The sequence below is a fragment of the Lysinibacillus sp. GW823-FHT06C08 genome, assembly GCF_058795135.1.
In genome coordinates this window covers 82,702-106,961 of record NZ_JBXAHN010000001.1, presented here as the reverse complement: position 1 = coordinate 106,961, position 24,260 = coordinate 82,702, and the positions used below count along the sequence as shown (strand labels likewise).

The 24,260-nt window shown below is 36.3% G+C and carries 23 protein-coding genes; 11 read left to right on the top strand and 12 right to left on the bottom strand.

Annotated elements, in window-relative coordinates:
* Positions 1–270 precede the first annotated feature (270 nt).
* The 3 genes from AC1Q6O_RS00545 to AC1Q6O_RS00535 all read left to right on the top strand — a co-directional run bounded on the left by AC1Q6O_RS00545 (position 271) and on the right by AC1Q6O_RS00535 (position 3,292).
* Entirely contained in the window at positions 271–921 is a 651-nt protein-coding gene (locus AC1Q6O_RS00545) for a lysoplasmalogenase (protein WP_089985943.1), read from the top strand.
* A gap of 29 nt (positions 922–950) precedes the next feature.
* Positions 951–2,180, top strand: coding sequence for a peptidase T (gene pepT, locus AC1Q6O_RS00540; RefSeq protein ID WP_008176232.1), 1,230 nt, complete (start codon positions 951–953; stop codon positions 2,178–2,180).
* Positions 2,181–2,329: 149 nt separating this feature from the next.
* Positions 2,330–3,292 (top strand): DMT family transporter, encoded by a 963-nt coding sequence (locus AC1Q6O_RS00535; protein ID WP_008176235.1) that lies wholly within the window; start codon positions 2,330–2,332, stop codon positions 3,290–3,292.
* 291 nt (positions 3,293–3,583) lie between these two features.
* Here AC1Q6O_RS00535 and AC1Q6O_RS00530 read toward each other — a convergent pair whose 3' ends face one another.
* A complete protein-coding gene (locus AC1Q6O_RS00530; RefSeq protein ID WP_089985941.1) occupies positions 3,584–4,015 on the bottom strand; it encodes a DUF4395 domain-containing protein in 432 nt (143 codons plus the stop codon).
* 118 nt (positions 4,016–4,133) lie between these two features.
* On the opposite strand from AC1Q6O_RS00530, the gene AC1Q6O_RS00525 reads away from it, so the two are divergent.
* A complete protein-coding gene (locus AC1Q6O_RS00525) occupies positions 4,134–4,844 on the top strand; it encodes a hypothetical protein (RefSeq protein ID WP_008176238.1) in 711 nt (236 codons plus the stop codon).
* Between the two features lie 60 nt (positions 4,845–4,904).
* On the opposite strand, the gene AC1Q6O_RS00520 is transcribed toward AC1Q6O_RS00525, so the two are convergent.
* Positions 4,905–5,585, bottom strand: coding sequence for an N-acetyltransferase (locus AC1Q6O_RS00520; RefSeq protein ID WP_090002422.1), 681 nt, complete (start codon positions 5,583–5,585; stop codon positions 4,905–4,907).
* An 11-nt stretch (positions 5,586–5,596) separates the two neighbouring features.
* Positions 5,597–6,709: a mandelate racemase/muconate lactonizing enzyme family protein gene (locus AC1Q6O_RS00515; protein WP_492400867.1), complete on the bottom strand. Its 1,113-nt coding sequence runs from the start codon at positions 6,707–6,709 to the stop codon at positions 5,597–5,599.
* A gap of 80 nt (positions 6,710–6,789) precedes the next feature.
* Here AC1Q6O_RS00515 and AC1Q6O_RS00510 point away from each other — a divergent pair, with 80 nt between their 5' ends.
* On the top strand, positions 6,790–8,031 hold the full coding sequence (locus tag AC1Q6O_RS00510) for a hypothetical protein (RefSeq protein WP_342531694.1): 1,242 nt from the start codon (positions 6,790–6,792) through the stop codon (positions 8,029–8,031).
* 56 nt (positions 8,032–8,087) lie between these two features.
* Here the strand turns inward: AC1Q6O_RS00510 and nhaC are convergent, their stop codons facing one another.
* The 8 genes from nhaC to AC1Q6O_RS00470 all read right to left on the bottom strand — a co-directional run bounded on the left by nhaC (position 8,088) and on the right by AC1Q6O_RS00470 (position 16,878).
* Complete coding sequence (gene nhaC / locus AC1Q6O_RS00505; RefSeq protein ID WP_008176244.1) at positions 8,088–9,536, bottom strand: Na+/H+ antiporter NhaC; 1,449 nt, start codon at positions 9,534–9,536, stop codon at positions 8,088–8,090.
* Positions 9,537–9,816: 280 nt separating this feature from the next.
* The gene (locus AC1Q6O_RS00500) at positions 9,817–10,926 is read right to left on the bottom strand and encodes an amidohydrolase (RefSeq protein WP_342531691.1); all 1,110 of its coding nucleotides are present in this window, start codon (positions 10,924–10,926) and stop codon (positions 9,817–9,819) included.
* A gap of 189 nt (positions 10,927–11,115) precedes the next feature.
* On the bottom strand, positions 11,116–11,259 hold the full coding sequence (locus AC1Q6O_RS00495; RefSeq protein WP_008176247.1) for a hypothetical protein: 144 nt from the start codon (positions 11,257–11,259) through the stop codon (positions 11,116–11,118).
* 248 nt (positions 11,260–11,507) lie between these two features.
* Positions 11,508–13,547, bottom strand: a complete 2,040-nt coding sequence (locus AC1Q6O_RS00490; protein WP_492400866.1) for a TRAP transporter permease — start codon at positions 13,545–13,547, stop codon at positions 11,508–11,510.
* A complete protein-coding gene (locus tag AC1Q6O_RS00485) occupies positions 13,544–14,062 on the bottom strand; it encodes a DUF1850 domain-containing protein (protein WP_089985936.1) in 519 nt (172 codons plus the stop codon). The genes AC1Q6O_RS00490 and AC1Q6O_RS00485 overlap by 4 nt, the downstream gene beginning before the upstream one ends.
* A gap of 114 nt (positions 14,063–14,176) precedes the next feature.
* Entirely contained in the window at positions 14,177–15,169 is a 993-nt protein-coding gene (locus AC1Q6O_RS00480) for a TAXI family TRAP transporter solute-binding subunit (protein ID WP_089985935.1), read from the bottom strand.
* A gap of 275 nt (positions 15,170–15,444) precedes the next feature.
* Positions 15,445–15,996, bottom strand: coding sequence for a superoxide dismutase family protein (locus AC1Q6O_RS00475; protein ID WP_008176255.1), 552 nt, complete (start codon positions 15,994–15,996; stop codon positions 15,445–15,447).
* A 123-nt stretch (positions 15,997–16,119) separates the two neighbouring features.
* Complete coding sequence (locus AC1Q6O_RS00470; RefSeq protein WP_008176257.1) at positions 16,120–16,878, bottom strand: 3D domain-containing protein; 759 nt, start codon at positions 16,876–16,878, stop codon at positions 16,120–16,122.
* Between the two features lie 464 nt (positions 16,879–17,342).
* Between AC1Q6O_RS00470 and AC1Q6O_RS00465 the strand changes: the two genes are divergently transcribed.
* Entirely contained in the window at positions 17,343–17,645 is a 303-nt protein-coding gene (locus AC1Q6O_RS00465) for a response regulator (protein ID WP_255250259.1), read from the top strand.
* Positions 17,646–18,080: 435 nt separating this feature from the next.
* Positions 18,081–18,509, top strand: coding sequence for a bacterial transcriptional activator domain-containing protein (locus AC1Q6O_RS00460; RefSeq protein ID WP_253734871.1), 429 nt, complete (start codon positions 18,081–18,083; stop codon positions 18,507–18,509).
* On the opposite strand, the gene AC1Q6O_RS00455 is transcribed toward AC1Q6O_RS00460, so the two are convergent.
* Complete coding sequence (locus tag AC1Q6O_RS00455; protein WP_089985933.1) at positions 18,504–19,508, bottom strand: GGDEF domain-containing protein; 1,005 nt, start codon at positions 19,506–19,508, stop codon at positions 18,504–18,506. The genes AC1Q6O_RS00460 and AC1Q6O_RS00455 overlap by 6 nt on opposite strands.
* Before the next feature lie 366 nt (positions 19,509–19,874).
* Here AC1Q6O_RS00455 and AC1Q6O_RS00450 point away from each other — a divergent pair, with 366 nt between their 5' ends.
* The 4 genes from AC1Q6O_RS00450 (at position 19,875) to AC1Q6O_RS00435 (ending at position 24,243) form a co-directional block, all read left to right on the top strand.
* Entirely contained in the window at positions 19,875–20,564 is a 690-nt protein-coding gene (locus AC1Q6O_RS00450; protein ID WP_090002413.1) for a response regulator transcription factor, read from the top strand.
* Positions 20,561–21,547, top strand: a complete 987-nt coding sequence (locus AC1Q6O_RS00445; RefSeq protein WP_492400865.1) for a sensor histidine kinase — start codon at positions 20,561–20,563, stop codon at positions 21,545–21,547. Before AC1Q6O_RS00450 ends, AC1Q6O_RS00445 begins: the two co-directional genes overlap by 4 nt.
* 103 nt (positions 21,548–21,650) lie before the next feature.
* Entirely contained in the window at positions 21,651–22,412 is a 762-nt protein-coding gene (locus AC1Q6O_RS00440) for an ABC transporter ATP-binding protein (RefSeq protein WP_008176267.1), read from the top strand.
* On the top strand, positions 22,402–24,243 hold the full coding sequence (locus tag AC1Q6O_RS00435; RefSeq protein WP_492400864.1) for an ABC transporter permease: 1,842 nt from the start codon (positions 22,402–22,404) through the stop codon (positions 24,241–24,243). Before AC1Q6O_RS00440 ends, AC1Q6O_RS00435 begins: the two co-directional genes overlap by 11 nt.
* The last annotated feature ends 17 nt before the right edge of the window (positions 24,244–24,260 follow it).

Genomic DNA, 24,260 nt, shown 5'->3' with positions numbered 1-24,260 from the left:
GCGTCTTTATGTCCAGGTATTTTTAAAGTCTATAACATCTGATGGTGATTTTCGCCATCAAAATGTTGGACCACCGGAATATCCAAAGGACGTATTGTTTTGCATATCCTTTATTTCAATATCGTTTAGATTCACTCTCCCTGTCGACTCGTTACTTAAAGAGGTGAGTACCCGCTCTTCACTATCAGATAAAAAATGTTGGCTGCATAGATAAATAAAGGAATTCTATCATAAAGAAAGAATTTCATAATAGAAAAGGAGCTGAAAATAGTGTTTAAAAAAATATTAATTGCTTTCATTATTTTATTTGGGTTGTATTACATTTTTCTTTTTTCTCATATTCCAGAAAGCTTACAACTAATCTTTAAGGTCATCCCGATGTTGTTGATGATTATTTTAGCGGCCATTCAGAAACCCGTACATAAAAAAAAATATCAACTATTGATTATTATAGGTCTAGTATTTTGTATGATTGGCGACTATACATTGCAATGGTTTTTAATTGGGCTAACTAGTTTTCTAATCGGCCATATCTTTTATATTTTTGCCTTCTCATCTGCAAACGAGGAACCAGTACCAATATGGGCAAAAATAATCTTATTACTGTACGGAGCAGGAATGGCCATTTGGATTGCAGGATCCGTTTTCAAAACTGGTGAAACGATTTTAGCTATTGCAGTGATCGCCTATATTGCAGTCATTTTAACGATGGGATGGACAGCAATTAAAACTGGCTCTAAATTCGCAACAATAGGTGCTTTGTTATTTATCGCCTCAGATTCCTATTTATCTATTAATAAATTTGTAATGCCATTAGCTTTTTCACATGAAGTCATTATGCTGACTTATTATAGTGCCCAATTACTCATAGCTTTAAGTATTCTTCAATATTCCGAAATCCGAAGTAAAGTGTTACAATAATTACACATACACATTAGGGGGCCATACTTATGAAAGAACAAGTAATTGAGCGATTAATACGTTATGCAAAAATTGATACACAATCAGATTTCACAAGCGAAACTACTCCTTCTACACCAAAACAATTTGATCTGTTACATGTTTTGAAAGATGAACTTGCTACTGTAGGCTTAACAGACATTACATTAGATGAAAATGGCTATTTATTTGCGACACTAGAAGCAAATACAGACAAAGATATTCCAACTATCGGCTTTTTAGCACATGTGGACACAACTACGGATTTTACGGGAACAAATGTTAACCCGCAGCGCTTAGATAATTATGAAGGTGGAGATATTCAGCTAAACAAAAACTTAGTGATGTCACCAACTGATTTCCCTGAGCTTCAAAATTACATTGGTCAAACACTTATTACGACAGATGGTACGACATTGTTAGGAGCAGATGATAAGGCTGGTATTGCTGAAATTATAACAGCTATGGAATACCTTATCCAAAACCCAAGTATTAAGCATGGTAAATTACGCGTGGCGTTTACACCTGATGAGGAAATCGGCCGTGGCCCACATAAATTTGATGTGGCTGCATTTGGAGCAGACTATGCCTATACAATGGATGGTGGACCATTAGGTGAGCTACAATACGAAAGCTTCAATGCTGCTGGCGTAAAGGTAGTCACAAAAGGAACAAGCGTCCATCCTGGATCTGCAAAAAATAAAATGGTCAATGCCATTACAATGGCTATTGCCTTCCAAAATGAAATGCCTACAGAAGCGGTTCCTGAAAAGACTGAAGGTTATGAAGGTTTCATTCATTTAATGGGCTTTAAAGGGGCTATCGAGCATGCAGAGCTATCGTATATCGTTCGTGACCATGATCGTCAAAAATTCGAAGAGAAAAAACAGTTAATGCAAGATGCTGCAGCCAAAATTCAAGCGCAATTTGGTGAGAATGCTTTAAGCATTACTATCGAGGATCAATACTATAATATGGGCGAAAAAATCGAACCTGTAAAAGAAATTGTGGACATCGCTCGTGAGGCTATGGAAAAATTAGATATTACACCAATTACCCTACCTATACGCGGTGGTACTGACGGCTCACAATTATCTTATATGGGCTTACCAACACCAAATATTTTTGCTGGCGGCGAAAATATGCATGGTAAATTTGAATATGTATCTGCTGAAACAATGGAAAAGGCAACACAAGTCATCATTGAAATCGTTCAGCTATTTGAACAACGTGCAGAATAGTTTATCTTGTGCCAAAGTAGTTCTTTAAGGGACTTGAAATATAACGGAGAAAGGTTAGTTCCTTTCTTCGTCATTTTTTCTATGATAATTACTGAATATTCTAATTACATAAAGAATTTGAGTGATGAACTCAAATCGAGGTGATCATAATGAAAGAAATTGCTATAGGCATAGTAGCTTCCCTTTTTTTTGCTGTAACATTTATTTTAAATCATGCCATGGAAATGCAAGGTGGTAGCTGGCTATGGAGCGCGTCATTACGCTATTTCTTCATGCTACCTTTTTTACTTATCATTGTGTTTTATCGCAGAGGCTTTTCACAATTATCTAATGAGATAAAAGTACAGCCTACAGCTTGGCTTCTTTGGAGCTTTGTAGGATTTGTCTTATTCTATGCACCGTTAACCTATGCCGCTGCATTTGGCCCAGGCTGGTTAGTTTCTGGCACTTGGCAATTTACCATTGTTGCTGGCGTATTATTAGCTCCACTCTTTATGACAGTTATTGCTGGCAAAAAAGTGCGTCAAAAAATACCATTCATTTCCCTTCTAATCTCATGTGTCATTTTAGTAGGTATTTTACTAATCCAAATACCTCAGGCACAATCGGTTTCATTTAAAAGTTTAATGCTAGGGATTTTGCCTGTCATCGTCGCTGCATTTGCTTACCCTCTCGGCAATCGTAAAATGATGGACGTCTGTGGAGGGCGTATCGATACCTTCCAACGTGTTCTTGGTATGACAATCGCTTCGATGCCAGCATGGATTATCATGGCTATTTATGCCCTGTTCACAGTTGGCCTACCTTCAACAGGCCAGTTATTCCAATCATTACTTGTGGGTATTAGCTCAGGCGTCATAGCAACTATTTTATTTTTCATTGCAACAGATCGTGTAAAAGATCATCAGGGCAAACTAGCAGCGGTTGAAGCGACACAGTCAACAGAAATTCTTTTTGTCATTATTGGTGAGGTAATATTATTAGGTATTCCATTCCCTAACTCGATTGCCCTGGCAGGTCTAGGTGTCATTATTGTCGGAATGCTACTGCACAGTTACTACACAATGATTCTTGGGAGAAAAAGTACTGCCCAACAAACGCCGTCTTCCTAACAGCTCATTTGGAGGGCTGTTTTTTTCTTGGCAGTATGAAAATTAAAACGTCTGCCCCACAGATAAATTCAAAAAAAGACGACTCCATTCTATAATAGAAAGAGTCGTCTGAGATTTTCACGTTCCCAAAAAATGAGGGGGGTTTTAGGAGCGTAATCATGAACTAGCAAACTTCTGGAGAAAAGTAGCTAAAGTTCATCCTCTCTACACTGTATTGTAGTGGAGGAATAATCTTTATACGATAATGATAATCATTATCAATTAAATTGTCAACAATAATCTAATAATTTTTTAAAAAGATTTTTTTAACGAACGGCGGTACTGCCATTGCTTCAATTGAAAATGTAAAAAGCAACCTATACAAAAACCTGCTATAGCAATGGAAGAAGCTATTGCTACCATTGCCGTAAAGATATGACCTACTACCTGCCAATTTAATAGATAACCTAACAAGCCACCCGTTAAACAAAAGCTAGCTATACTCGCATTAAATTTTTGTTGCTGTGCATCCTCTGGTATATAGGTAGATGGAGCTTTTTTGAGAAACAACCTCCCAAACCGAATAATGGGGTTATAGTTAAAGAAGACACCCAATAAATTCGCAACCAATGGAATGGCTAAAATCCATATAATTCCTGTAATCCATGTGGCGATCACACTTAATAGTATCGTCCATTGATTAAGTCGTACCAGTGGTCTAGGAATTGCATGAGGCAATGACACTTTAAAACCCACCTTTCATATATGTTTAATGTATTTTACTATATGGCATTCCATTTGTGAAGCAAAAATGATTACTTTATAATTGAATTACGAAAGCTCTTAAGAAAAGGGGATCATCATGCCAGCTTTAACGATGGATCAAGTTCAACAATTAAACTCCTATAGTATTTATACAACGGAACCAAAGCGAACGTTATTTACTTTAGCTGATATACATAAAGACTTTTACCATCCTGATTTTTTAAATCTCATGATGGGTATCACGGACGCCGCTACGGAAACTGCCGCGATTTCTCACTTCGCACGCCGCTATGGGATGTTTTTTGCTATGCAGCTTTATATGCTCGCCGCTTATGACGAGGTGTGGGATGGAAAGCCAATTGAATTACGCTTCGATGCTGCCAAGGAATTCAACAGCTTTACAGTCGCTATGTTTGTTAATCCTAATGATTGGCGCTATGTTGAGGAGAATGAACGTCAGGTGGTCATTGAAAAAATTCTATACGATGGTCATGTGATTGTTCAACAACTTCGAAAAGTAACTTCAATCTCCCCTCTTACTATATGGGAAAATTTCTTTGGCTATTTACTATGGCATTATCATATTTTACTATCGAACCCTGGCTTAGCCGATCAAGCTATGGACGATATAGAAATATTGGAGGACCCTAAAACATGGGCACGCTTCTCTAATAAATCTTGGTGGGCACAATATACAGGGGGTCTAAGTCCAACAAATTTAGTCAATGTCCCTGTCCGTAAATCGTGTTGTTTTTCGAAAGATATACCGGGATTAATGGCATGCGGATTTTGTCCAATGAAGAAATAATAGCAAGACAAAAAAAGCCTTAACTTCCACAAATACATGTGAAAGCTAAGGCTTTGTATGTTATTTTTCGTATACTACAAACCAATCATTATTTTCCGCATACATAGACGTACCAAGAAAGCCTTGCTTCAAAAGCTGCTGTTGTGCCGCTGTATCTTTCATGTTGATTACTTGTTTTTCTGTCAATAAAGGGAGCTCTTGACGTAAATCCTTAAAGAATATATAACGTAGTTTGTCTACATATTTAATTTTTAATCCTTTAATAACAAGGTCTTGAGCGAACTTATCCTTTAAGCTCGGAATATTTAATGGCTTGACTGTTGAACATACATAATCGTATTTTTCCACATCGATGTTACTCATCACTATTGTCGCTAATGTTTTTTGTAAGCCGTAGCCACGGTACTTTGGTGAAACATTAGAAATCTCCTGATATAAAACTCGATTAAATTCGCTCTCAGGAATTCCACAATCATACCCAAGATGTTCCTCATCAATAGGAGGATTTAATAGGGCACGGAAGGCAATCAATTTCTCACCTGCATAGGCGCCTATCATCATACCTTGTCCATTTAGAATAAATTCGAATTCCTCGGTGCTCAATGGCTGTAAGATGCTTTTATCAGCTAAAGCTTCATAAACCTCCACCTGCAAGTCTTCGATTTGTTGTAAATGTTGAATTGTTAACTCTGTGACAAAGTATGGAGTCTCTCCTAGCATACCTTCATATATTTTTTCCATGTTTCGCCTCCTTAGGCTGTGACAACAGTTGAAAACTTACACAATTCCTTCATAACAACTTCGTCTACATCAATACCGAGACCCGGTTGTTCATTTAAACAGATAAAAGGAACATCATAATGAAGATTACCCACATCTTTTGAGAACTTCAATGGCCCTGTCAATTCAACACTTGTCATAATTTTTTTAGAAAATGCTACATGGAAACCTGCCGCAGAGCCAACAGAGGACTCTACCATGGAACCAACTTGACATTCAATACCAGCCATTTCTGCCATAACTGCTAGCTTCATTGCAGGATAGATGCCTCCACATTTCATTAATTTTATATTTACTTTATCTGCAGCACGCTTGGCGATGATTTCACGCATTTCACGTACTCCTCGAATCCCTTCATCAATCATTAGAGGTACATCAGATTTTGACTTAATCTCAACCATTCCATCGATATCTTCACTATCAACGGGTTGCTCTAACCAATCAATATTTAAATCCTTCATTGCACGTAAGCCCTGTAATGTAGTTGCAGCATTCTCCCACCCTTGGTTGACATCTACTCGGATGGCGATATCTTCACCTACTTGCTGTCTTACTGCTTTAATACGAGCAACATCACGGGTTACCTCTGTACCTACCTTCATTTTAAATGAACGATACCCCATCTCTACACGCTTCGCAGCCTCTTCAGCCATTGCCTCGGGCGTTCCAATACTTAACACATGTGTAATAGGGAATTTTTCATGATAACGCCCACCTAAAAGCTGATATACTGGAACTCCCAATGCTTTCCCAGCAATATCAAAGCAAGCAATATCAATAGCTGCCTTTGCTGCCGGAACATCTTTTACAATCTTATTCATTTTATCGTGCAATTTTTCAAAGGCCATGGGATCTTCACCAATAACAGCAGGTGCAAGATGATGTTGAAGCACAGCATATGTACTTTCCCATGTTTCACCCGTTACATGTTCATCAGGAACCGCTTCACCATAACCTACAATACCAGTATCAGTTGTTACTTTTAAAATAATAGAAGGCATTGTATCATATGTAGCATAACTAATGATAAATGGATCAATTAGCGGTAAATGTATAGCATAAATTTCTACTTGTTGGATTTTCATAATAATCAGTCTCCTTCGTCGTTATATACGTCGCTAATACGTCGCTAAATATTTAAAAAAATAGAAAAGGAACGATGCCCATGTCTACGAAAATAGCGATTATTTGTTCTAAAGCATTTATGAAGCGTATTATTAGTATCGCACAAAATATAGACAATATTCAATTAGAATTTTATCTATACAACCACCCCTCTGAGGCGCCAATTTTAATGAAGCAAATTAAACCATGTGATGCTCTTTTATTCGGAGGTACATTACCCTTTTTACATGCTCAATCTCTCCTACCGAAAATACCAATACCTTGGAATTATATAAAACAAGATGAAACAACTATCTCTACAACTCTGTTATCACTAGTAGCTAAACATGCTATACCAATCAATAGAATTTCAATTGATGTAATGAATCCAGCATTTGTTGATAATGTTTTAACAGAAATTGACTATAAGGGTCCGAAGCCACATATTCAACATATTTCTATTACAGAACCCACAGAACATATTCTAAAGCGTCACATTGCGCTGTGGAATACCAAAAGCATAGATTTCGTGATTACAAGTATCCACAGTGTTTTTGATACATTACAAGCACATCAAATACCTGCCATGCGCATGATAGATGCCACGAATTCTATTATTCAATGTCTCGAAGAAACCAAATCAAAATCACTTTTAACAAAATCCGAATCATTTAAGGCCGTAGTTGGATTTTTAGAATTCCCTACTGATTCTTCCATTGATTCAGCTATTTTAAATCAAATTGCGAAGGCTACCTTTTCAACATATAAACAAATTTCATCACAAACCTTTGAGCTTTATACAACTGCTGGCCATTTACAAAATGCACTTGTAAAGGAAACTTTAAAAGAGCTTATTAAACAAATTGAAATACCAATTAAACTAGCCTTCGGGTATGGTCACTCCATGTTAGAAGCCACCCGAAATGCTCAGCATGCTTTAACATTTTCGAAACCATTTGAAATTTATATTCTGGATGAACATAAAAACCTTTTAGGTCCCTTTCCCAAATCAGAAGGTAAATTATCTTTAAAAACAGATGATCCTTATGTATTACAAATGGCCAAACTCACAAGCTTAAGTCCATTAAATATTTCTAAAATCATCAATTTTAGTCATGAAAGGCAATCCGCACAATTTACATCGCAGAATCTTTCAGAATACCTACAGGTTACTAGACGTACAACTGAGCGTATTATAAAAAAATTAGTAGATCAAGGTTACGCTAAGGTCGTTGGCGAAGAAATGACACATCAACAGGGTCGACCTCGCACCATTTATGAATTAAATTTCGCCACCTATTAACCAATTATATAAAAGGAATTCTCGTAAATGCTAAGCATCTACGAGAATTCATATGATTAATCAACCATTACCATATTATCAGTGTTTTCCATTTCTTGTTCCTTTTTACGTTTCTCTGCTTCCGCCATTTCTTCTGGCGTTAATTTAACAATAGCAAAACCAATATATCCATAGATGATGGAAATAATAGGTACCATGAAATTAAGAATGGCATATGGTGCATACTCCATAGCGCCTACACCCAATGTCGCTAAAATAAACACACCACAAGTATTCCATGGGAAGAAAACAGATGTTAATGTTCCCCCATCTTCTAAAGCACGAGATAGATTTTTAGAATGTAGGCCTCGTTGCTGATAGACACCTGCAAACATCCGTGAAGGGACTACAATTGAAATGTATTGCTCTGAACACGTTGCATTCGTTGTGACACACGCTGCAATTGTTGAAGCAATAAGGCTCCCCGTAGATTTAGCAAACTTCATGATTACATTCATAAGGGCTTTCAACATCCCTGAATATTCTAGAATACCACCAAATGTCATCGCCACAATGGTCATTGAAACCGTATTCATCATAGAATCTAAACCACCACGGTTAAATAAATCATCTACCATGTGATTGCCTGTCGAGATTTCAAATCCGGCTTGTAATGCTTGTACAGCACTTGCAGCCGAACCGCCTTGTACAAAAATTTGTAGTAAGAAACCTGATACAATCCCAATAATTAAAGCTGGAATTGCTGGTACTTTCTTAGCTACTAAAACAATAACACCCACTGGTACAAGTAATAGTAAAGGAGAAATAACAAAGCTTTCTTCCATCACTTTTAACGTTGTTAAAATTTCTTCTGATTTCATCGAAACATCTGCAAATTTTCTACCCAAAAATCCGAAAACAACAAGTGAAATAATTAACGCTGGAATCGTTGTATAAAGCATATGCTTAATATGTTCAAATAAATTTGTACCTGTTAAACCAGCTGCCAGATTCGTTGTATCTGATAATGGTGACATTTTATCTCCAAAGTAAGAACCTGAAATAACCGCACCGGCAATCATAGCTGCTGGAATACCCATACTTAAACCAATACCCATGCCTGCCACACCGATTGTCGCCATCGTCGACCACGAACTACCAATAGCTAATGACACGATGGAACATAAGAGCATAATTGTTACTAAAAACCACGCTGGAGATATTAGCTTTAAGCCATAGAAAATCATCGTTGCTACGACCCCGCCGCCAATCCATGCTCCAATTGTCAAACCTACTAAAATAATAATGACAATGGCAGGTAATGCCAAACGTATCCCCTTATACATCATTTCTTCAATTTCAGACCATTTGTATCCATGCATTTTGGCAACAATTGCTGCTACAGTTGTGCCGACAAGAAGAGGTACGTGAGGACTTTGCTCTAAAACAACTACTGTAATCAACATTGTAATAATCATAATTGCAAAAGTTAGTAGTGCCCAGCCCGCATTTATATCCTTTTTCATTTTTCCATCCCCTTTTTTTGCACCAAATTCCTTTTCGGTTTTTCAAAGACGCAAATAATTTTTTACGTTTTTTAGCTTAATATTCAAAAAATTAAAAGTCAACGCAAAAAAATTATGCTTCTCTAGCAAATCCCTTTGTTTTAGGGCAATAAAACGCTTTCAAGTAGCAATAAAAAGCTCCGCAAACCCTTGAATATCCATGCATTTAAAGAAATGTTCATGCAAAAAAAGCTATATGAAAAAATTATTGCATTTTTCATATAGCTAAAAAAATATTTTTTTATTCAGGTTTTTTTTCTAATACGCAGGCAAGTACTTTGGCAGCATCCATTAATGCGCTACGATCAAATGTCATTTTAGGATGGTGTAATCCTGGTGTTAAGTTTGCCCCAATTCCAATCATTGCCGCTTTTAATTCTGGCTTCTTCACGGTATAAAAATGGAAATCATCACTGCCTGGAGTCGTTATTTCATCTGCTAAATATTCCTCGCCCAATGCTTGAACAATTGCCTCTTTCGCCATTTTTGCAGCAATTGTTGACACCTCCGCGCCTGGTGTGAAATCAAGCCACTTCCAATTCATATCAATTTCAAATTGTTGCTGAATTGATTTTAAGCCAGACTCAATTTTGTTACGAAGTAATTCAAGTTGTTGATTATGCTGTGCTCGAATGTCCATCGAGAAACTAGCATTCCCTGGAATAATATTTGTACTACCGCCATCCGCTATAATTTTTGTTAACTTGGCAGAATGGGGCTCAAAAGGCGATAGATGAATACTGTTTAGCATTTGTTGAACAGCCATAATGACATCAATAGCATTTTTCCCTTGGTGCGGTCTCGCCCCATGAGCGTCAATTCCCTGAATAGTCCCATCTAGGAAATAGGCAGCACCATGATGAATAGCTGGTGAAACTTTACCAAGGGGTAGCTCTTCAATAGGTCTTAAATGTACACCAAATAAATGTGATACTCCCTCAACAGCTCCTCGATCAAAAGCAGCGACTGCACCATTCCCTAATTCCTCGGCAGGCTGGAAAATAAAACGGACGCGATGTTGCAATGGTTGATCTTTAAGTAGTAATAATGCGCCAAGCACCATAGTCATATTAGCATCATGTCCACAAGAATGATTTGCCTGCCACTTCCCATCTACTTCTTGCCATAAAGCATCAATATCAGCACGTACCGCAACAACTTCTTCACCTGCTCCAATTTCTGCAATTAATCCAGGTACATCCCCAAGCAAGCGATAAGAAACATTCAATTCGTCTAAGATTGACGCTAATTTTTTTGTCGTCTCGAACTCCTTCCAGCTCACTTCAGGGTATTTGTGAAAATGTTCAAACCATTGATGCATTGTTTCTTCTAATGTTATAGCTTTTGACATAACGACACCTCTATACGCATTTTTGTTTCTCATTATACATGAATCTATTTTATAAAAGTATATACGCAGTAAGACCCATTAATATGAAGTAGCTTAATAAATTTATATGCCACTTAAAATTGCAAGGACACAAAAAAATGGACTATGTTAAAAGTTATTATCTCTTTCAACATAGCCATCAAGTATTTATTATAAACTTGTAAAAAATCCTTCTGGATATTCCTCATATTGCACGATTGCTAATGACTCCTCATTTCTTTCTTCCTCTTCCTTACGGTCAAATTCTTGATCCATTAAATATGTCTCAAATTTAGAATTTAACAATTTACCCATTGTATCACCCCTCTTTTATTTAATTGAATTTTCTGATAAAAGAATTATACAATAGGACTTCGATAAAACGCAATAAATTATACTCATTATGCATTATTAATATAAAATCAATCTCATTTTTAGAACAATCGAGATACAAATTATTCCTTTTAATTCCAAATAATAAAAAAAGTCTGCCTATTAGCACCTGACTGAAACCGTGGGCCAGCTATTATTAGAGCAGACTACTATTGTATTACATCAAAAATTTACGATACAGTCACATCCGTTTTGTCATTTGTATGATCATTGTGACTACCCTTTTTATGGGATAATACTTGAATCACAAACATGACAATAAAGATGCCTAAACCTACCCAATCCGAGAACTTCTCTGGATAAATAAGTAATAAACCAGCAACTAAAACAATTATTCTTTCAAACCAGTACAGTTTACGGTACCAATACCCAATAACACCCGAACCGATGGCAACCATTCCTGTAATAGCAGTAAATACAACCCATATTATTTGTGGTACTGTCGTATCAATCATTAATAAAGACGGTGAAAAGACAATCATATACGGTATAATAAATGCCGCAATAGCAAGCTTTGCTGAATTCACACCTGTTTTAATAGGATCGCCACCTGAAATACCTGATGCTGCAAAGGCGGCTAACGCTACAGGTGGTGTAATGTCTGCAATAATACCAAAATAGAACACAAAGAAGTGAGCCGATAGTAATACAACTAATGGTACTAACTCTTGCGGTGTATTCGGCGATAATAATGCTACAATCGCTGGAGCTGCGATTGTCGATGTAATCACATAATTTGCGGTAGTTGGTGCACCCATACCAAGTATAAGTGAAGCAATCATCACAAATATTAATGTCAAGATAATACTACCACCAGCCAAAGCTACTAAACTATTGGCTAGACTTAAACCAAGTCCTGTTTTTACAACAACCCCTACAATAATCCCTGCACAAGCTGTTGCTGCCACTACACCTAACGCAGTACGAGCACCTTCGACCAATGCCTCTATCACGTCCATCGGTTTAAGCCGTGTATCCTTATTAAACATAGCAACCCCTATGGAAATAATGATTCCATACAATGCAGCATGCATAACAGGTGTCCCCGTTAACATTAGTACGATAATCGCAACAATCGGTAATAAAAGATAGATTTTCTTAAATACTTCCTTTCGATTAGGCATTTGATCGTCTCTAAGACCTTTTAAACCAACTCGTTTTGCTTCAAAGTGCGTCATAATCCAAATACCTGTAAAGTATAGAAGGGCTGGAATAGCTGCCGCCTTTGCTATATCCCAATACGTAATGCCACGACCAATAAACTCTACCATTAGGAAAGCCGCCGCCCCCATAATTGGTGGCATTAGCTGACCACCAGTTGACGCTGCCGCTTCAACTGCACCTGCAAATTCTTTACGATAGCCTAGTTTTTTCATCATCGGAATCGTATAGGAGCCTGATGTTACGACATTGGCTACAGAGCTACCCGAAATGGTACCTTGTAGAGCACTAGAAAAGACTGCTACTTTTGCTGGGCCGCCTATTAATTTACCTGCCAACGAAACGGCTAGATCATTAAAATACTGACCGACCCCTGTTTTCACTAGAAAGGCTCCAAAGAGTAAAAATACGAATATAAAAGTGGCTGACACACTAATTGGGGTACCGAATATCCCGTCTGTTGTAAAATACATAAGGTTTACAAGACTCTCTAAATCCTGTCCTCTATGTGCCATAAATGCCGGAAAATACGGACCATAATAAGCATAGATTAAAAAACATGCTGCAATAATCGTAATTGGAAGCCCGACTGCGCGACGAGCGGCCTCAAGCACTAATAAAACAGCAATAAGACCTACAATAAAATCCATTTGTGTTATAGAGCCATTGCGATTCACAAGCTCAGTATAGTTCATAGACCAGTACGACCCTACCCCTATTGAAAGCAAAGCCAATAAATAATCAAACCATGCAATTTTGTGCTTTGGTGCTTTTTTACGAGCAGGGAATAGTAGAAAAATAAGTGTCAAACCAAAGCCTAAATGGATAGTACGTTGGATTTGTGCTGGGAATTGCCCGAAAATGGCTGTATAAAGTTGAAACAAAGAGAATGCTAAAAGACCATAGAAAATGACATGCCTCATAATACCTGTTACAGTTCTTACGTTGGATTCAATATCATATTTTTCAAGTATAGCTTGTTGCTCTTCAGCAGAAATTTGCTCGAATTCTTCTACTCTTTCTTTCTTTGCTTTTTCCTGTGTTGTCATTTCATCCTTACTCCTTTCCACTGTTCATAAAGAGATAATTGCCTTATTTCAAATAAATAGGATTTTCCCCTTTGTAAATCTTTTTTTAAATCATATTCCACGCCTTCATAGTTGAATACCAAATCTACATCCAAATCGCCAATTAAAATGGTAAAATTGTCAATGACTCGATGATCATCAAATTGAAGAACATATTTGCCGTCCCTTTCTATAAATGTTTGGCCCTCCTCGGCATAGCCTGGCATACCTATTGCTAAATCTTCATATTCCATCTCTAACATCTTAATACGATTTCCCTTTACATGTTGATAGGATTCGAATACATCTGAATTATGTATGGAATGGGTATATCTAATTTGAAATTTTTCATTTTCAGTAATTGGTATGTAGTATACTCTCGGATTTGCCGTGCGCGTTTCTGTAAAGGTGAATACCTTTTGAAATGGAAGAATAACTACACTAATTAAGCAGAAGATTACTAAAATGACTGCAATACTAACTTTCCTCTGTTGCATTTTATCCTTCTCCCTACTTTAAAAGCTACTCGCCTATACTCACACCTTATAGTAGGAAAAAGACTCGAAGCTTTACGCAATTCGAGCCCCTTCATATTTTAGTGATAGTTTAGACTATTTCTTCTCATCAAAGTATTTTTGAGCACCTGGATGAATGTCAATACTTATACCATCTAAGCCTGTTTCAGCTTTTATAAATTTACCTTTATCATGAGAAATCTTATCAGTATTATCATAGATAGCTTTTGTCATAGCATAGACAACATCCTCTGGTAGTTCTTTTTTCACTGCTAGCATAGCAAGAACTGAAACCGTTTCTGTATCTTCTGCAATACCATAAGTCCCTGCTTTTACTGTATCCTTTGCATAATAAGGATATTTAGCAATTAATTCATCCGCTTTACCTGCATCTACACCAACTATATTTACTTTCGTTGTAGCATTTAACGCTTCAACTGCACCTGTTGGTGTACCTGCAGTAATAAATGCCGCATCAATTTGACCTGATTGAAGTCCATCTGTCGACTCCCCAAAATCTAAATTTTGAGCTTTAATATCATCCATTGTTAAGCCATGAATCTCTAGTAATTGCTCGGCATTCGCATAAGTACCAGAACCAGGTGCCCCTACAGACACTTTTTTCCCTTTTAAATCCGCATAAGTCTTAATACCTGTTGCTTCTGTAGTAACTAATTGGACTGTTTCAGGATAAAGGGCACCTAAAGCTGAAATTGTATCAATTTTCTTTCCATCGAACATAAGCTTTCCTTCCGTAGCATAGTAAGCAATATCCGTTTGAACAAATGCAATTTCGCCTTTACCTTCTTGCAAAGCAGTCATATTGGCAGCAGATGCCTGAGACACCTCAGCAGTTGTTTTAATATCTGTTTCTTTCGTAATGAGATCAGCAAATGTACCTCCAAGTGCATAATAAGTACCTTGTGTTCCACCTGTTAATAGACTTAAAAACTTGGGCTTTTCGGATGACTCCGAAGCATTCTCGTCCGTATCCTTAGAGCCACTTCCGCCATCTGTCCCACATGCTGCTAAAATCATAAGTGCAAACGCACTTAATAAAAGCAACCATCTAAATTGTTTCTTCTCCATCGTTCTCCCCCTCATTGAGTATAATAATTACAATCTATATAAAATTAGCAAATTAAGTATTATTGTGTCAATTATTTTATAGTAAATTCTGAATATTATATTTATACAACTGTTGATCATTACTATTAATTTTCAAAAATAGTTTATTATTTAATTAACCTTTTTTTACCTATAAAAAACATATAATTTCTAAATTCAAAACCGTATAAAAAGTGCATATAAATAACGAAAACTAAAAAAACTGCATCCAATGATGATTGGATACAGTTTCTATTCTATTGAATAACGCCACAAGCAATTCTTGCACCAGAGTTACCTGCTGGATCTGTTTTATAGTCATCTGCTGATTCATGAATAACAATTGAACTTCCGTCACTGTCTAACAACGAATTTGGTTGATCTTTTTGTAATGTTAGCCCTTCTGCTAAGAAATTCAAATCGACATTGCCATCGTCACCAACCTCTAGATTGGGTAAATCCCCTAAATGATAACCATTTGGATTTAACTTACCATGCTCTTTTTTGGTCGGATTAAAGTGCGCACCAGCCGATTCAAACTTAGGGGGCTCACATTTCCCTACTTCATGAATGTGAATTCCATGTGTACCTGGTGGTAGGCCTGATAATGCCAGGGTCATCATTACACCATTATCTTCTTCCTGAAAATACGCGTTCCCATAACTTTCGTTATTTGCACCAATGACTTTTGCAGTAGCTGTTAATGGGGATGATGCATTTACTTGTACTTTTTCTTCTTTCTTATCAAAGAAACTACAACCACCAACTAAAACTAATAAAGAAAGGCTAATTAAGCTAATTTTTTTCATAAAAATACCTCCTCTATTTCTGATGGTTTCCAAGTTAATCAATACTTATGCACTTTTTATTAATTTTACCGAGGTCGTTACATGCACAAAAGGGATCTCTCCTATGAGAAATCCCTTCATGTTTTAGTCTAAAATTTTGACGGTTACTGTTTTGACGCCCCATTGAAGAGCTTGTCCCTCGGTAGGAATAAAGACATCAATTTTATTTCCTTTAATAGCTCCGCCCGTGTCAGCTGCAATCGCCTCACCATATCCTTCTACCCATACCTTTGAGCCAAGCGGGATGACACGAGGGTCAACCGCAATTACCTTTAAATTTGGATTAGATCGAATATCCGTTCCATTCGCTGTTATTCCCGAGCATCCTTCACAATAGGCTGTATAGGCTGTAGCACGCATTGTTAACGTTCTACCAGATCCACTTGATGGAGCGCTCGCAGGTTTCGTTTTTGCTGTTGAAGCCACCACCCTTGTCGAAACTGCTTCTGATGTTTTAGGTTTTGGTTTAGCTGCCGAAGCTTTTATAGCTAAAGATTCACCAGCAAAAATCAAATCTGTACCAAGGTTATTCCATGCTTTTAATTCATCAACTGTTATATCGTTTTTACGTGCGATTGAAAATAATGTGTCACCGCCTTTAATGACATATTCATCTTCCAATGTTTTTTCTGTATTTGATGTGTCCTTCACTAAATCTTGCTCTGGATAAAACCAAAACGAATCCATTTCTGCCAATTGTTGAAATTCTCCAACGGTTAAATTATAAATTTGAGGGAGTGCCCATAGAATATTGCCGGAATTGTCTTTCGCAGAGGAAGGACTGGCATATAGGCTCAAACCAACGGTCAATGTTACTGCTAAAGCTAAAGCTTTCTTCTTCATGTTTAGTAATACCTCCAATATTTTATTATTTTTTGCAAGTCTGCTGTTAGCACGCTAGAGTCAAATAATCTAGTATGCAAGCAACAATAAGCTTACAAATTAATAACTCAGGACTGTCTGCCTGATATTAGGAATTATTACTATAAAAACGGAAAATTATACAATTTAGATTATTTTTTTAACAAATCGTCCAATTAGATGGAAAAACCATCGTTTAGACTAGTATTTTTTATATTAGATATTTACTATTTACGGGCAATAAAAGAAGAAATAGATGACATAAAAAATTGAGAATTCATCCAAAACCATTTTCAAATCGTGAGGTAAACATGGCAACATGCATGGAAATTAAATATGTCTGCTGAGGTAAATTACTGAGCATTTACCTCAGCAGCAAATCCTAACACATCCATACAAAGGATAGATATCTCAATCTAATAACCTCTAAACTGAAATGAAAGGTCGTGTTTTTTATTTTGATTCGGACGATATTGTTGGACGACGAGCCTTTAGCACTTATTAGTATGGAGAAACACTTGCAAAAATTTGATAGGTTTGAGGTTATTAAAACTTTTACATCTGTAAAAGATCTACTTATAGAGGGACCGAGCTTGGACTTTCAAGTAGCATTTCTAGATATTGAAATGAAAAGTATGAATGGATTAGACATTGCCGTACTATTAAAATCGTGGAATGAGAGCATCTATATTGTTTTGTTACAGCCTACCGAGACTGTGCTGTTCAAGCCTTTGAACTACATTCAATGATTACCTGTTAAAGCCCGTTTCAACATCTCGCTTAGCGACGACTATTCAAAGGGTTGAGGATCTTCTTGAGCCAAAAATAACGTCATTGCCAACATGATTTCATTCAGAGCCATTGCTAAAAATAAAATGCTTCTGAGAATTTGTTGTTTCCTATGAAGGAAAACCTCTCATTGGCGGACTATTAAAACGAAAGAATTGTTTGCACTACTTTTTTTACATCTCAATACCCCTGTGCCTCGTGACACTATTATTGATAATCTATGGAGTTATTATACTGATTTTAATAAAGCAAGGCTTCAACTGCATACCACCGTCTCATACCTTCGCTCCTCCCTTTCAGCATAGGGCTTTTTAGAGGTAATCGATTATACAAACGGGTGTTATATTTTAACATTAGACCATATTCAATGTGACGCTAATGATTTAGAGATTATTTTGAATAAAAAAGAACAAACCGGAAAATTGGATATCGAAAGGGCTGAAGCACTTCTTCAAGACTATCGTGGAGAATTTATGGCTACGATGGCCTACCCGATTGCTAGTAAAGCAAATTTGATGAATAAATTATTTACTCAATTACTGAAAGAACTAGCCCATTATTATGAACAAGTTCAGGATGTCAAAAACCTAGAACGTTCGTTACTTATAGATTTAAAGTTAAATCCATATTCCGATCAAGCTGTCCAGCAATTAATCAAGCACTATGCTAATATTGGGAACCGAGCAGAGGCTATAAAAATTTACCGTTCTTTTAAACGTACTCTATTGTCTAAGTTAAATGTTTTGCCTATGAAGGAAACAACAACCAAGAGTGACGACAAAAAAGCATGCTGGTGTAGAAAGCCAGCATGCTTTTACTCATGATTTAATAATCATTTGTCTCATATTCCGTACTACACATAAACAATTTCTCCCTGACTGTTTTGCTTTATACAGAGCATGATCTGCAATTTCTATCAATTGATTTGGGCTCTGTACATTTGGTGTAAAAGCAGTAATTCCGGCGGACATTGTAACAGGTCTACCACACGCAGTTTCCTGTAAGGCCTGTTTAACCCGCAAGCTTTCTGCAAGTTCTACCGCTTCATCTATACTCCTTGAAGGCAAAATAATCATAAACTCTTCTCCGCCATACCTGAAGCACATACCTTGCTCCTCCATATTTAGCTGCATATGATGAGCGAAAGCTTTTAATACTTCATCCCCCACGGTATGACCATACGTATCGTTTATACTTTTAAAATCATCTAGATCAATTAAGATAACTGAATGCGGAACTTTATTAATAATTAATTCATGGAGAGTTTGATCCATTATTCTGCGATTCGGAATACCTGTTAATGAGTCTAAATTTAATTGATCCGTTAAATCAGTAATTTTACTTTCTGCGCAAATCATCATATTTTGTACGTTTTTTTTCAGCAACTTTGCTTCATCATACCAATCAGCAATATGTTCTTTCCCCTGCCCGTTTTCGCCAGCTTCTATCATGGTCGAAAGCTCATTTAGGGGGCGTACTATTTTTAATGCTAGCCATATAGCGAGCACCACTACTATAGCAATGACTAAAACGATAGGGACAAAAACCTTTTTAAGAAACAGGCTAAAAGGAATAATCTTTTCATTTGAAGCTACCTGTTCCAAAAATGGTTCTAATGTAATATCTTCCTTCATCGAGTCCTCTAGATAGCCGTCTTTAATTGCAGAAGATCCCTTTACGTATGTATCTTGCATAAAATGTTCCATCAAAATTTCGTTAAAACTTTGATAGCTACTCCAAATACTAACACCAGATGTCGCCAGTACAACCATTATTGTCATACAAACAATAAGAAATGATAACTTTAACTTGAATTTACCCACAATAGATCATTTCTCCCATTGAGATGATTTTTTCGTTAAATCTTATCTATGTTTTAACTTAAAATTTAATATATCTATTCAATCATCATACGTCATACTTCTTAAAGAAAACTTAACAGCTGGGTATTTTTTACTTTATTGAGTAAAGCGCTTGAATTCAAAGAAAGCATACATCTCGATTAGTTCTTTCTGTTCACACTTAAAGTATTCTTTATAATTCTAAAGGTCTAACAGGAAATTTATTTAAAAATAGCTTCAAGTAAGTTTGTGGTAGCTCTTTTTTGATGTTCCAAGGTACAATTCTTCTATAGATTTATGGTAAAAGGGTACATTATAAAGTAAAGAGCGAAGGAAGGGTCGATAGATATGTACAAAATATACATAATAGAGGACGATAGCAATATAGCTTCACTGATTGTCGAACATTTATCGAAATATCAGTTTGAATGCCATACAGTGCAACAGTTTCAGCACATCATAGAAGAGTTCAATGACATCCAACCACATTTAGTCATTATGGATATCAATCTCCCAACCTTTGATGGATATTTTTGGTCACGTAAAATTCGTCAGCTTTCCACTTGTCCAATCATCATTGTCTCAGCTAGAGTCAATGATATCGATCAAGTATATGGTATTGAAAATGGTGCTGATGACTTTATTACTAAACCATTTTCACTAGATGTCTTTATGGCAAAAGTGAATGGTTTACTTCGGCGTACATATGGTGAGTATGCTTCCTTTGATACATCCACCATTACAATAGCCAATACCACATTAAACCCAGACACAGTCCGTCTCCAAACAGATAGCAATGAGAGCCTGCTAACTTTAAAAGAAATGCAGCTCAGTAAACTACTGTTCGAAGCCTATCCAAATGTTGTAGCTCGCCAAAAACTATTAAGTGCTATTTGGGATGATGAAACCTTTGTGGAGGAAAACACATTATCTGTGAACATTGGTCGTCTACGAAGAAAATTCGAAGCTATCCACTCTCAGCTTGAAATTAAAACCATTCGCGGCCTAGGTTATCAACTTGTGGAGGAAGAAAAATGAAGCTGTTTTTTAAAGATCATATGAGTATTATTATTCTTTATGGTATCAGCTTCCTACTCTTACCTTGGATGATTCAAGCATTAGATGATTTAACAGCGCATTATTTTTATTTTATTTTTCTCGTTAGCTTTCTATTTATCCTTTGGCTTGTTGGCCGTTATTACCGAAGGAGACGACTATATACACACTTAGAAAAAGAAGATCTATCGAGGGACGACCTTCATCTGTATGAGCCCCAAGCTTCAATCGAACAAACCTATAGTGAAAAACTAAGACAAATGCAATATTTACATTTAACGCAACAGCAACAATTAGAGGAGCAAGCGGAGGAAAAGCATCTCGTATTATCACATTTTGCACATCAAATGAAAACACCGCTATCTGTTATTCAATTACTTACACAATCAGCGTCCACCATGACTTCTAACGAATTACAGCAATGGCAAACCATTAGTAAAGAATGTGATAAGCTGACATTTACACTCAATCAACTATTAACGTATGAGCGTAGTTCAAACTTAGTAGCTGATTTAAAAATTGAGCCTATTCTTTTAAAAGAGCTTGTAAAAGAAGTCGTGAATGATTTGAAAGATTATTTTATTACAAAAGAGGTTTTCCCAAAATTAACGCTGGCAGAAGATCAAATGATATACTCCGATCGTAAATGGTTAAAGGTTGTTCTGTATCAAGTATTAAATAATGCTGTCAAATACAGTGAAGTTGCAAGCACTGTCCATATTGATTATGACAACGACTTTTTGCATATCGATAACCGTGGTGAGACAATCCCTACTAACGAAATTTCTCGTGTCTTTGATTTGTTTTATACGGGCAAAAAAGGACGAACAAATGGAGAAGCAACAGGCATAGGATTATTTTTAGTGAAAAAGGTTTTAACGATACTAGACCATCCATTCACCTTGCAATCCTCACATGATCACACTAAGTTTTCCATCAATTTCTCAAGCAGTCTTATAAAATGAATATGACAACTTTGTCATATTCCCGTCATCAAGTGAAATGGGTTATTGATCGCTCCTTTTTTATACTATAGCTATCAAATTAATTTAAAGGAGTTGTTCCAAGTTGGGAAACATCATTCTTCAAGTGACCAATTTGCAAAAAGAATATATCGGGGAGATTACCTACAAGGCATTAAAAGGCATTGATTTCCAGTTACAGCAACAGGAGTTTGTAGCAGTCATGGGGCCCTCCGGAAGTGGGAAAACAACATTTTTAAATAGTGTATCCACCATTGATCGCCCCACTGCTGGAGATATTGTTATTAATAATAGAAATCCCTATGTTTTAAATGATGAGGACCTTGCAAAATTTAGACGTTCTGAATTAGGCTTTGTTTTTCAGGATTTTAACCTTGTTCATACGTTAACGGTAAAGGAAAATATTTTATTGCCGCTAACATTAGATAGCATACCTAGCGCCAAAATGCGTCAACGTTTAAAGCATGTAGCGCAATTTCTTGGAATTGAGGAGCTATTACCGAAACGGATTTATGAAATTTCAGGTGGGCAAAAGCAACGAGTAGCTATTGCTCGTGCTGTTATCCATGAACCTAGCTTATTGTTAGCAGATGAGCCTACAGGGAATCTGGACTCAAAAGCCGTCAATGATGTGATGGACTTATTTACCTCCATCAATCAAGAACTACAAACTGCCATTCTCATGGTGACACATGATCCTTACGTAGCAAGCTTTGCCAATCGTATTATATTTATCAAGGATGGAAAATTATATAATGAAATACATCGGGGCAACAATCGCAAGCAATTTTATCAAGAAATTATGGACACTCTTGCTTTTCTAGGTGGTGGGCAACATGACCTTTAACCACATTGTTATCCAAAATATTTTACGAGATAAATGGACTTATGTGTCTTATTTTCTAAGCAGTATGTTTTCCATCATTATATTCTTTTTATTTTCTGTAATCGTCTTTCATCCCAGCTTAAAAAGCCTAGATCCTGACTCAACACTTGGCATTTCATTAATGCTTGCTAGTATGCTTGTTTATTTATTTTCATTTATTTATATCATCTATTCGATCATGGCATTTTTACGCAAAAAGTCTAAAACTCTTGGCATTTTTATGATTACAGGGGCTTCCATGAAACAAGTACGAAAGTTAATATTCCGCGAAAACCTATTCATTGGAATTATGGCGATTATTGCAGCAATCGTTCTCGGTCTTGTCATGACTCCCCTGTTCTTGATGGCCGCTAAAGTAGTGTTAAAAGCAGAAACATTTAGTATGTATATACCTCTGCAGGCAATTGGTTTAACAATAGGTTTATTTTTAATCTTATTTATGGTAATTTCCAAAATCGTCACTAAATTGATTAATAAGGAAGCCTCCATACAGCTTTTAACAAGTGATACTGTTATCGAAAAATCAATTCAACCACATTATATTTTATTAGCTGCTAGCATAGTAATGACCGCCCTTTTAGCTTATTTACTAAATATTGAGCATGCCATTGTAGAGTCTTTAAGTGTTTTCTTTTATTTATTATTTTTCGCTAGCATTATTAGCACGATTTATTTAGTCATTGCTCAAGGCTTACGTCTATTTCTGGAAATATTTGAGAAGTCTCCCGCTTACCTTCGCAAAACAAATATGCTTTTAGCGTCAAATTTAAATGCAAAAATGAAATCCCATGCAAATATGCTATTTCTAATTACCATATTGTTAAGTGGCGTATTCCTATGTACAAGCATTTTGTTTAGCTCTTATTACAATGTTCAGAAAGATAGTGAAGGAAATTATCCGTATAGCTTGCAATATATCGCGGACCCAAAAGCTGAAGACAGTTTAATAAAGGAGGATTTAGACAAACTTGAAACGAAGCTAGCAACAGTAAAAGCAAACAAGTATTTTATTGAATTTAAATCAGATGAAAATCAACGCCTTGGCTATATGTCATTATCTGATTACAATCTGCTACAGCAAAAGGAAATCCACCTTAATAAAAACGAATTTATTGCGGTTGCTGGGAATCATGGTATAGCACCGATAACCAACAATGCTAGTGACCGTTATATAAAATCATTCAAACTCGCTGAAATTAACGAAAAGAACCTACTATCTACAGGGTTTCAGGAAACTTACTTCATTGTGCCAGATTCTATTTATCAGTCGATTGATTACCCTGTTTATAAAACCTATATTTATGAATTAGAAAATTGGACAGCTCATACAGAATTAGCAAAGACCATTACCGAAGATATACCATCCTTACCTGGTGAACGTTACGTTACATCCAAAATCAACTTATATGATTCGGAAATGTTTGTTAAAAGCGTTATGTTCTTCATTGGCTCTATGTTAAGTTTAATTTTCTTAAGTGCAGCCATGAGTATACTTTACTTCTATTTACAAACAACATTGTTACAGGAAAAAGAAAAATATATGGGCATTCGTAAGCTAGGACTGTCTAAAAAAGAATTAGCCTCTGTTATTGCAAAGGAATTGGCCATTCTTATATTTGTACCGTTCACAATAGCAATTTTGCTATTACTTACTATTTTATTAGCTATGCGTACAATGGTCTCTACAGCATTTTTACAAGTTTCCATTGCCAGTTCTTGTTGTTTCTTTGTGCTGTTCCTCATCAGTTATTTATGGATAAGAAAAAGCTATTTCAAACGTTTAGTAAACTAAAAAAATCGCACTCCTCG

Coding starts and splice junctions, on each gene's coding strand:
- AC1Q6O_RS00480 (WP_089985935.1), bottom strand. CDS start 15,169: ATGGAGAAGAAACAATTTAGATGGTTGCTTTTATTAAGTGCGTTTGCA.
- AC1Q6O_RS00475 (WP_008176255.1), bottom strand. CDS start 15,996: ATGAAAAAAATTAGCTTAATTAGCCTTTCTTTATTAGTTTTAGTTGGT.
- nhaC (WP_008176244.1), bottom strand. CDS start 9,536: ATGAAAAAGGATATAAATGCGGGCTGGGCACTACTAACTTTTGCAATT.
- AC1Q6O_RS00450 (WP_090002413.1), top strand. CDS start 19,875: ATGTACAAAATATACATAATAGAGGACGATAGCAATATAGCTTCACTG.
- AC1Q6O_RS00525 (WP_008176238.1), top strand. CDS start 4,134: ATGCCAGCTTTAACGATGGATCAAGTTCAACAATTAAACTCCTATAGT.
- AC1Q6O_RS00445 (WP_492400865.1), top strand. CDS start 20,561: ATGAAGCTGTTTTTTAAAGATCATATGAGTATTATTATTCTTTATGGT.
- AC1Q6O_RS00470 (WP_008176257.1), bottom strand. CDS start 16,878: ATGAAGAAGAAAGCTTTAGCTTTAGCAGTAACATTGACCGTTGGTTTG.
- AC1Q6O_RS00520 (WP_090002422.1), bottom strand. CDS start 5,585: ATGGAAAAAATATATGAAGGTATGCTAGGAGAGACTCCATACTTTGTC.
- AC1Q6O_RS00495 (WP_008176247.1), bottom strand. CDS start 11,259: ATGGGTAAATTGTTAAATTCTAAATTTGAGACATATTTAATGGATCAA.
- AC1Q6O_RS00500 (WP_342531691.1), bottom strand. CDS start 10,926: ATGTCAAAAGCTATAACATTAGAAGAAACAATGCATCAATGGTTTGAA.
- AC1Q6O_RS00535 (WP_008176235.1), top strand. CDS start 2,330: ATGAAAGAAATTGCTATAGGCATAGTAGCTTCCCTTTTTTTTGCTGTA.
- AC1Q6O_RS00490 (WP_492400866.1), bottom strand. CDS start 13,547: ATGACAACACAGGAAAAAGCAAAGAAAGAAAGAGTAGAAGAATTCGAG.
- AC1Q6O_RS00515 (WP_492400867.1), bottom strand. CDS start 6,709: ATGAAAATCCAACAAGTAGAAATTTATGCTATACATTTACCGCTAATT.
- AC1Q6O_RS00485 (WP_089985936.1), bottom strand. CDS start 14,062: ATGCAACAGAGGAAAGTTAGTATTGCAGTCATTTTAGTAATCTTCTGC.
- pepT (WP_008176232.1), top strand. CDS start 951: ATGAAAGAACAAGTAATTGAGCGATTAATACGTTATGCAAAAATTGAT.
- AC1Q6O_RS00435 (WP_492400864.1), top strand. CDS start 22,402: ATGACCTTTAACCACATTGTTATCCAAAATATTTTACGAGATAAATGG.
- AC1Q6O_RS00510 (WP_342531694.1), top strand. CDS start 6,790: ATGTCTACGAAAATAGCGATTATTTGTTCTAAAGCATTTATGAAGCGT.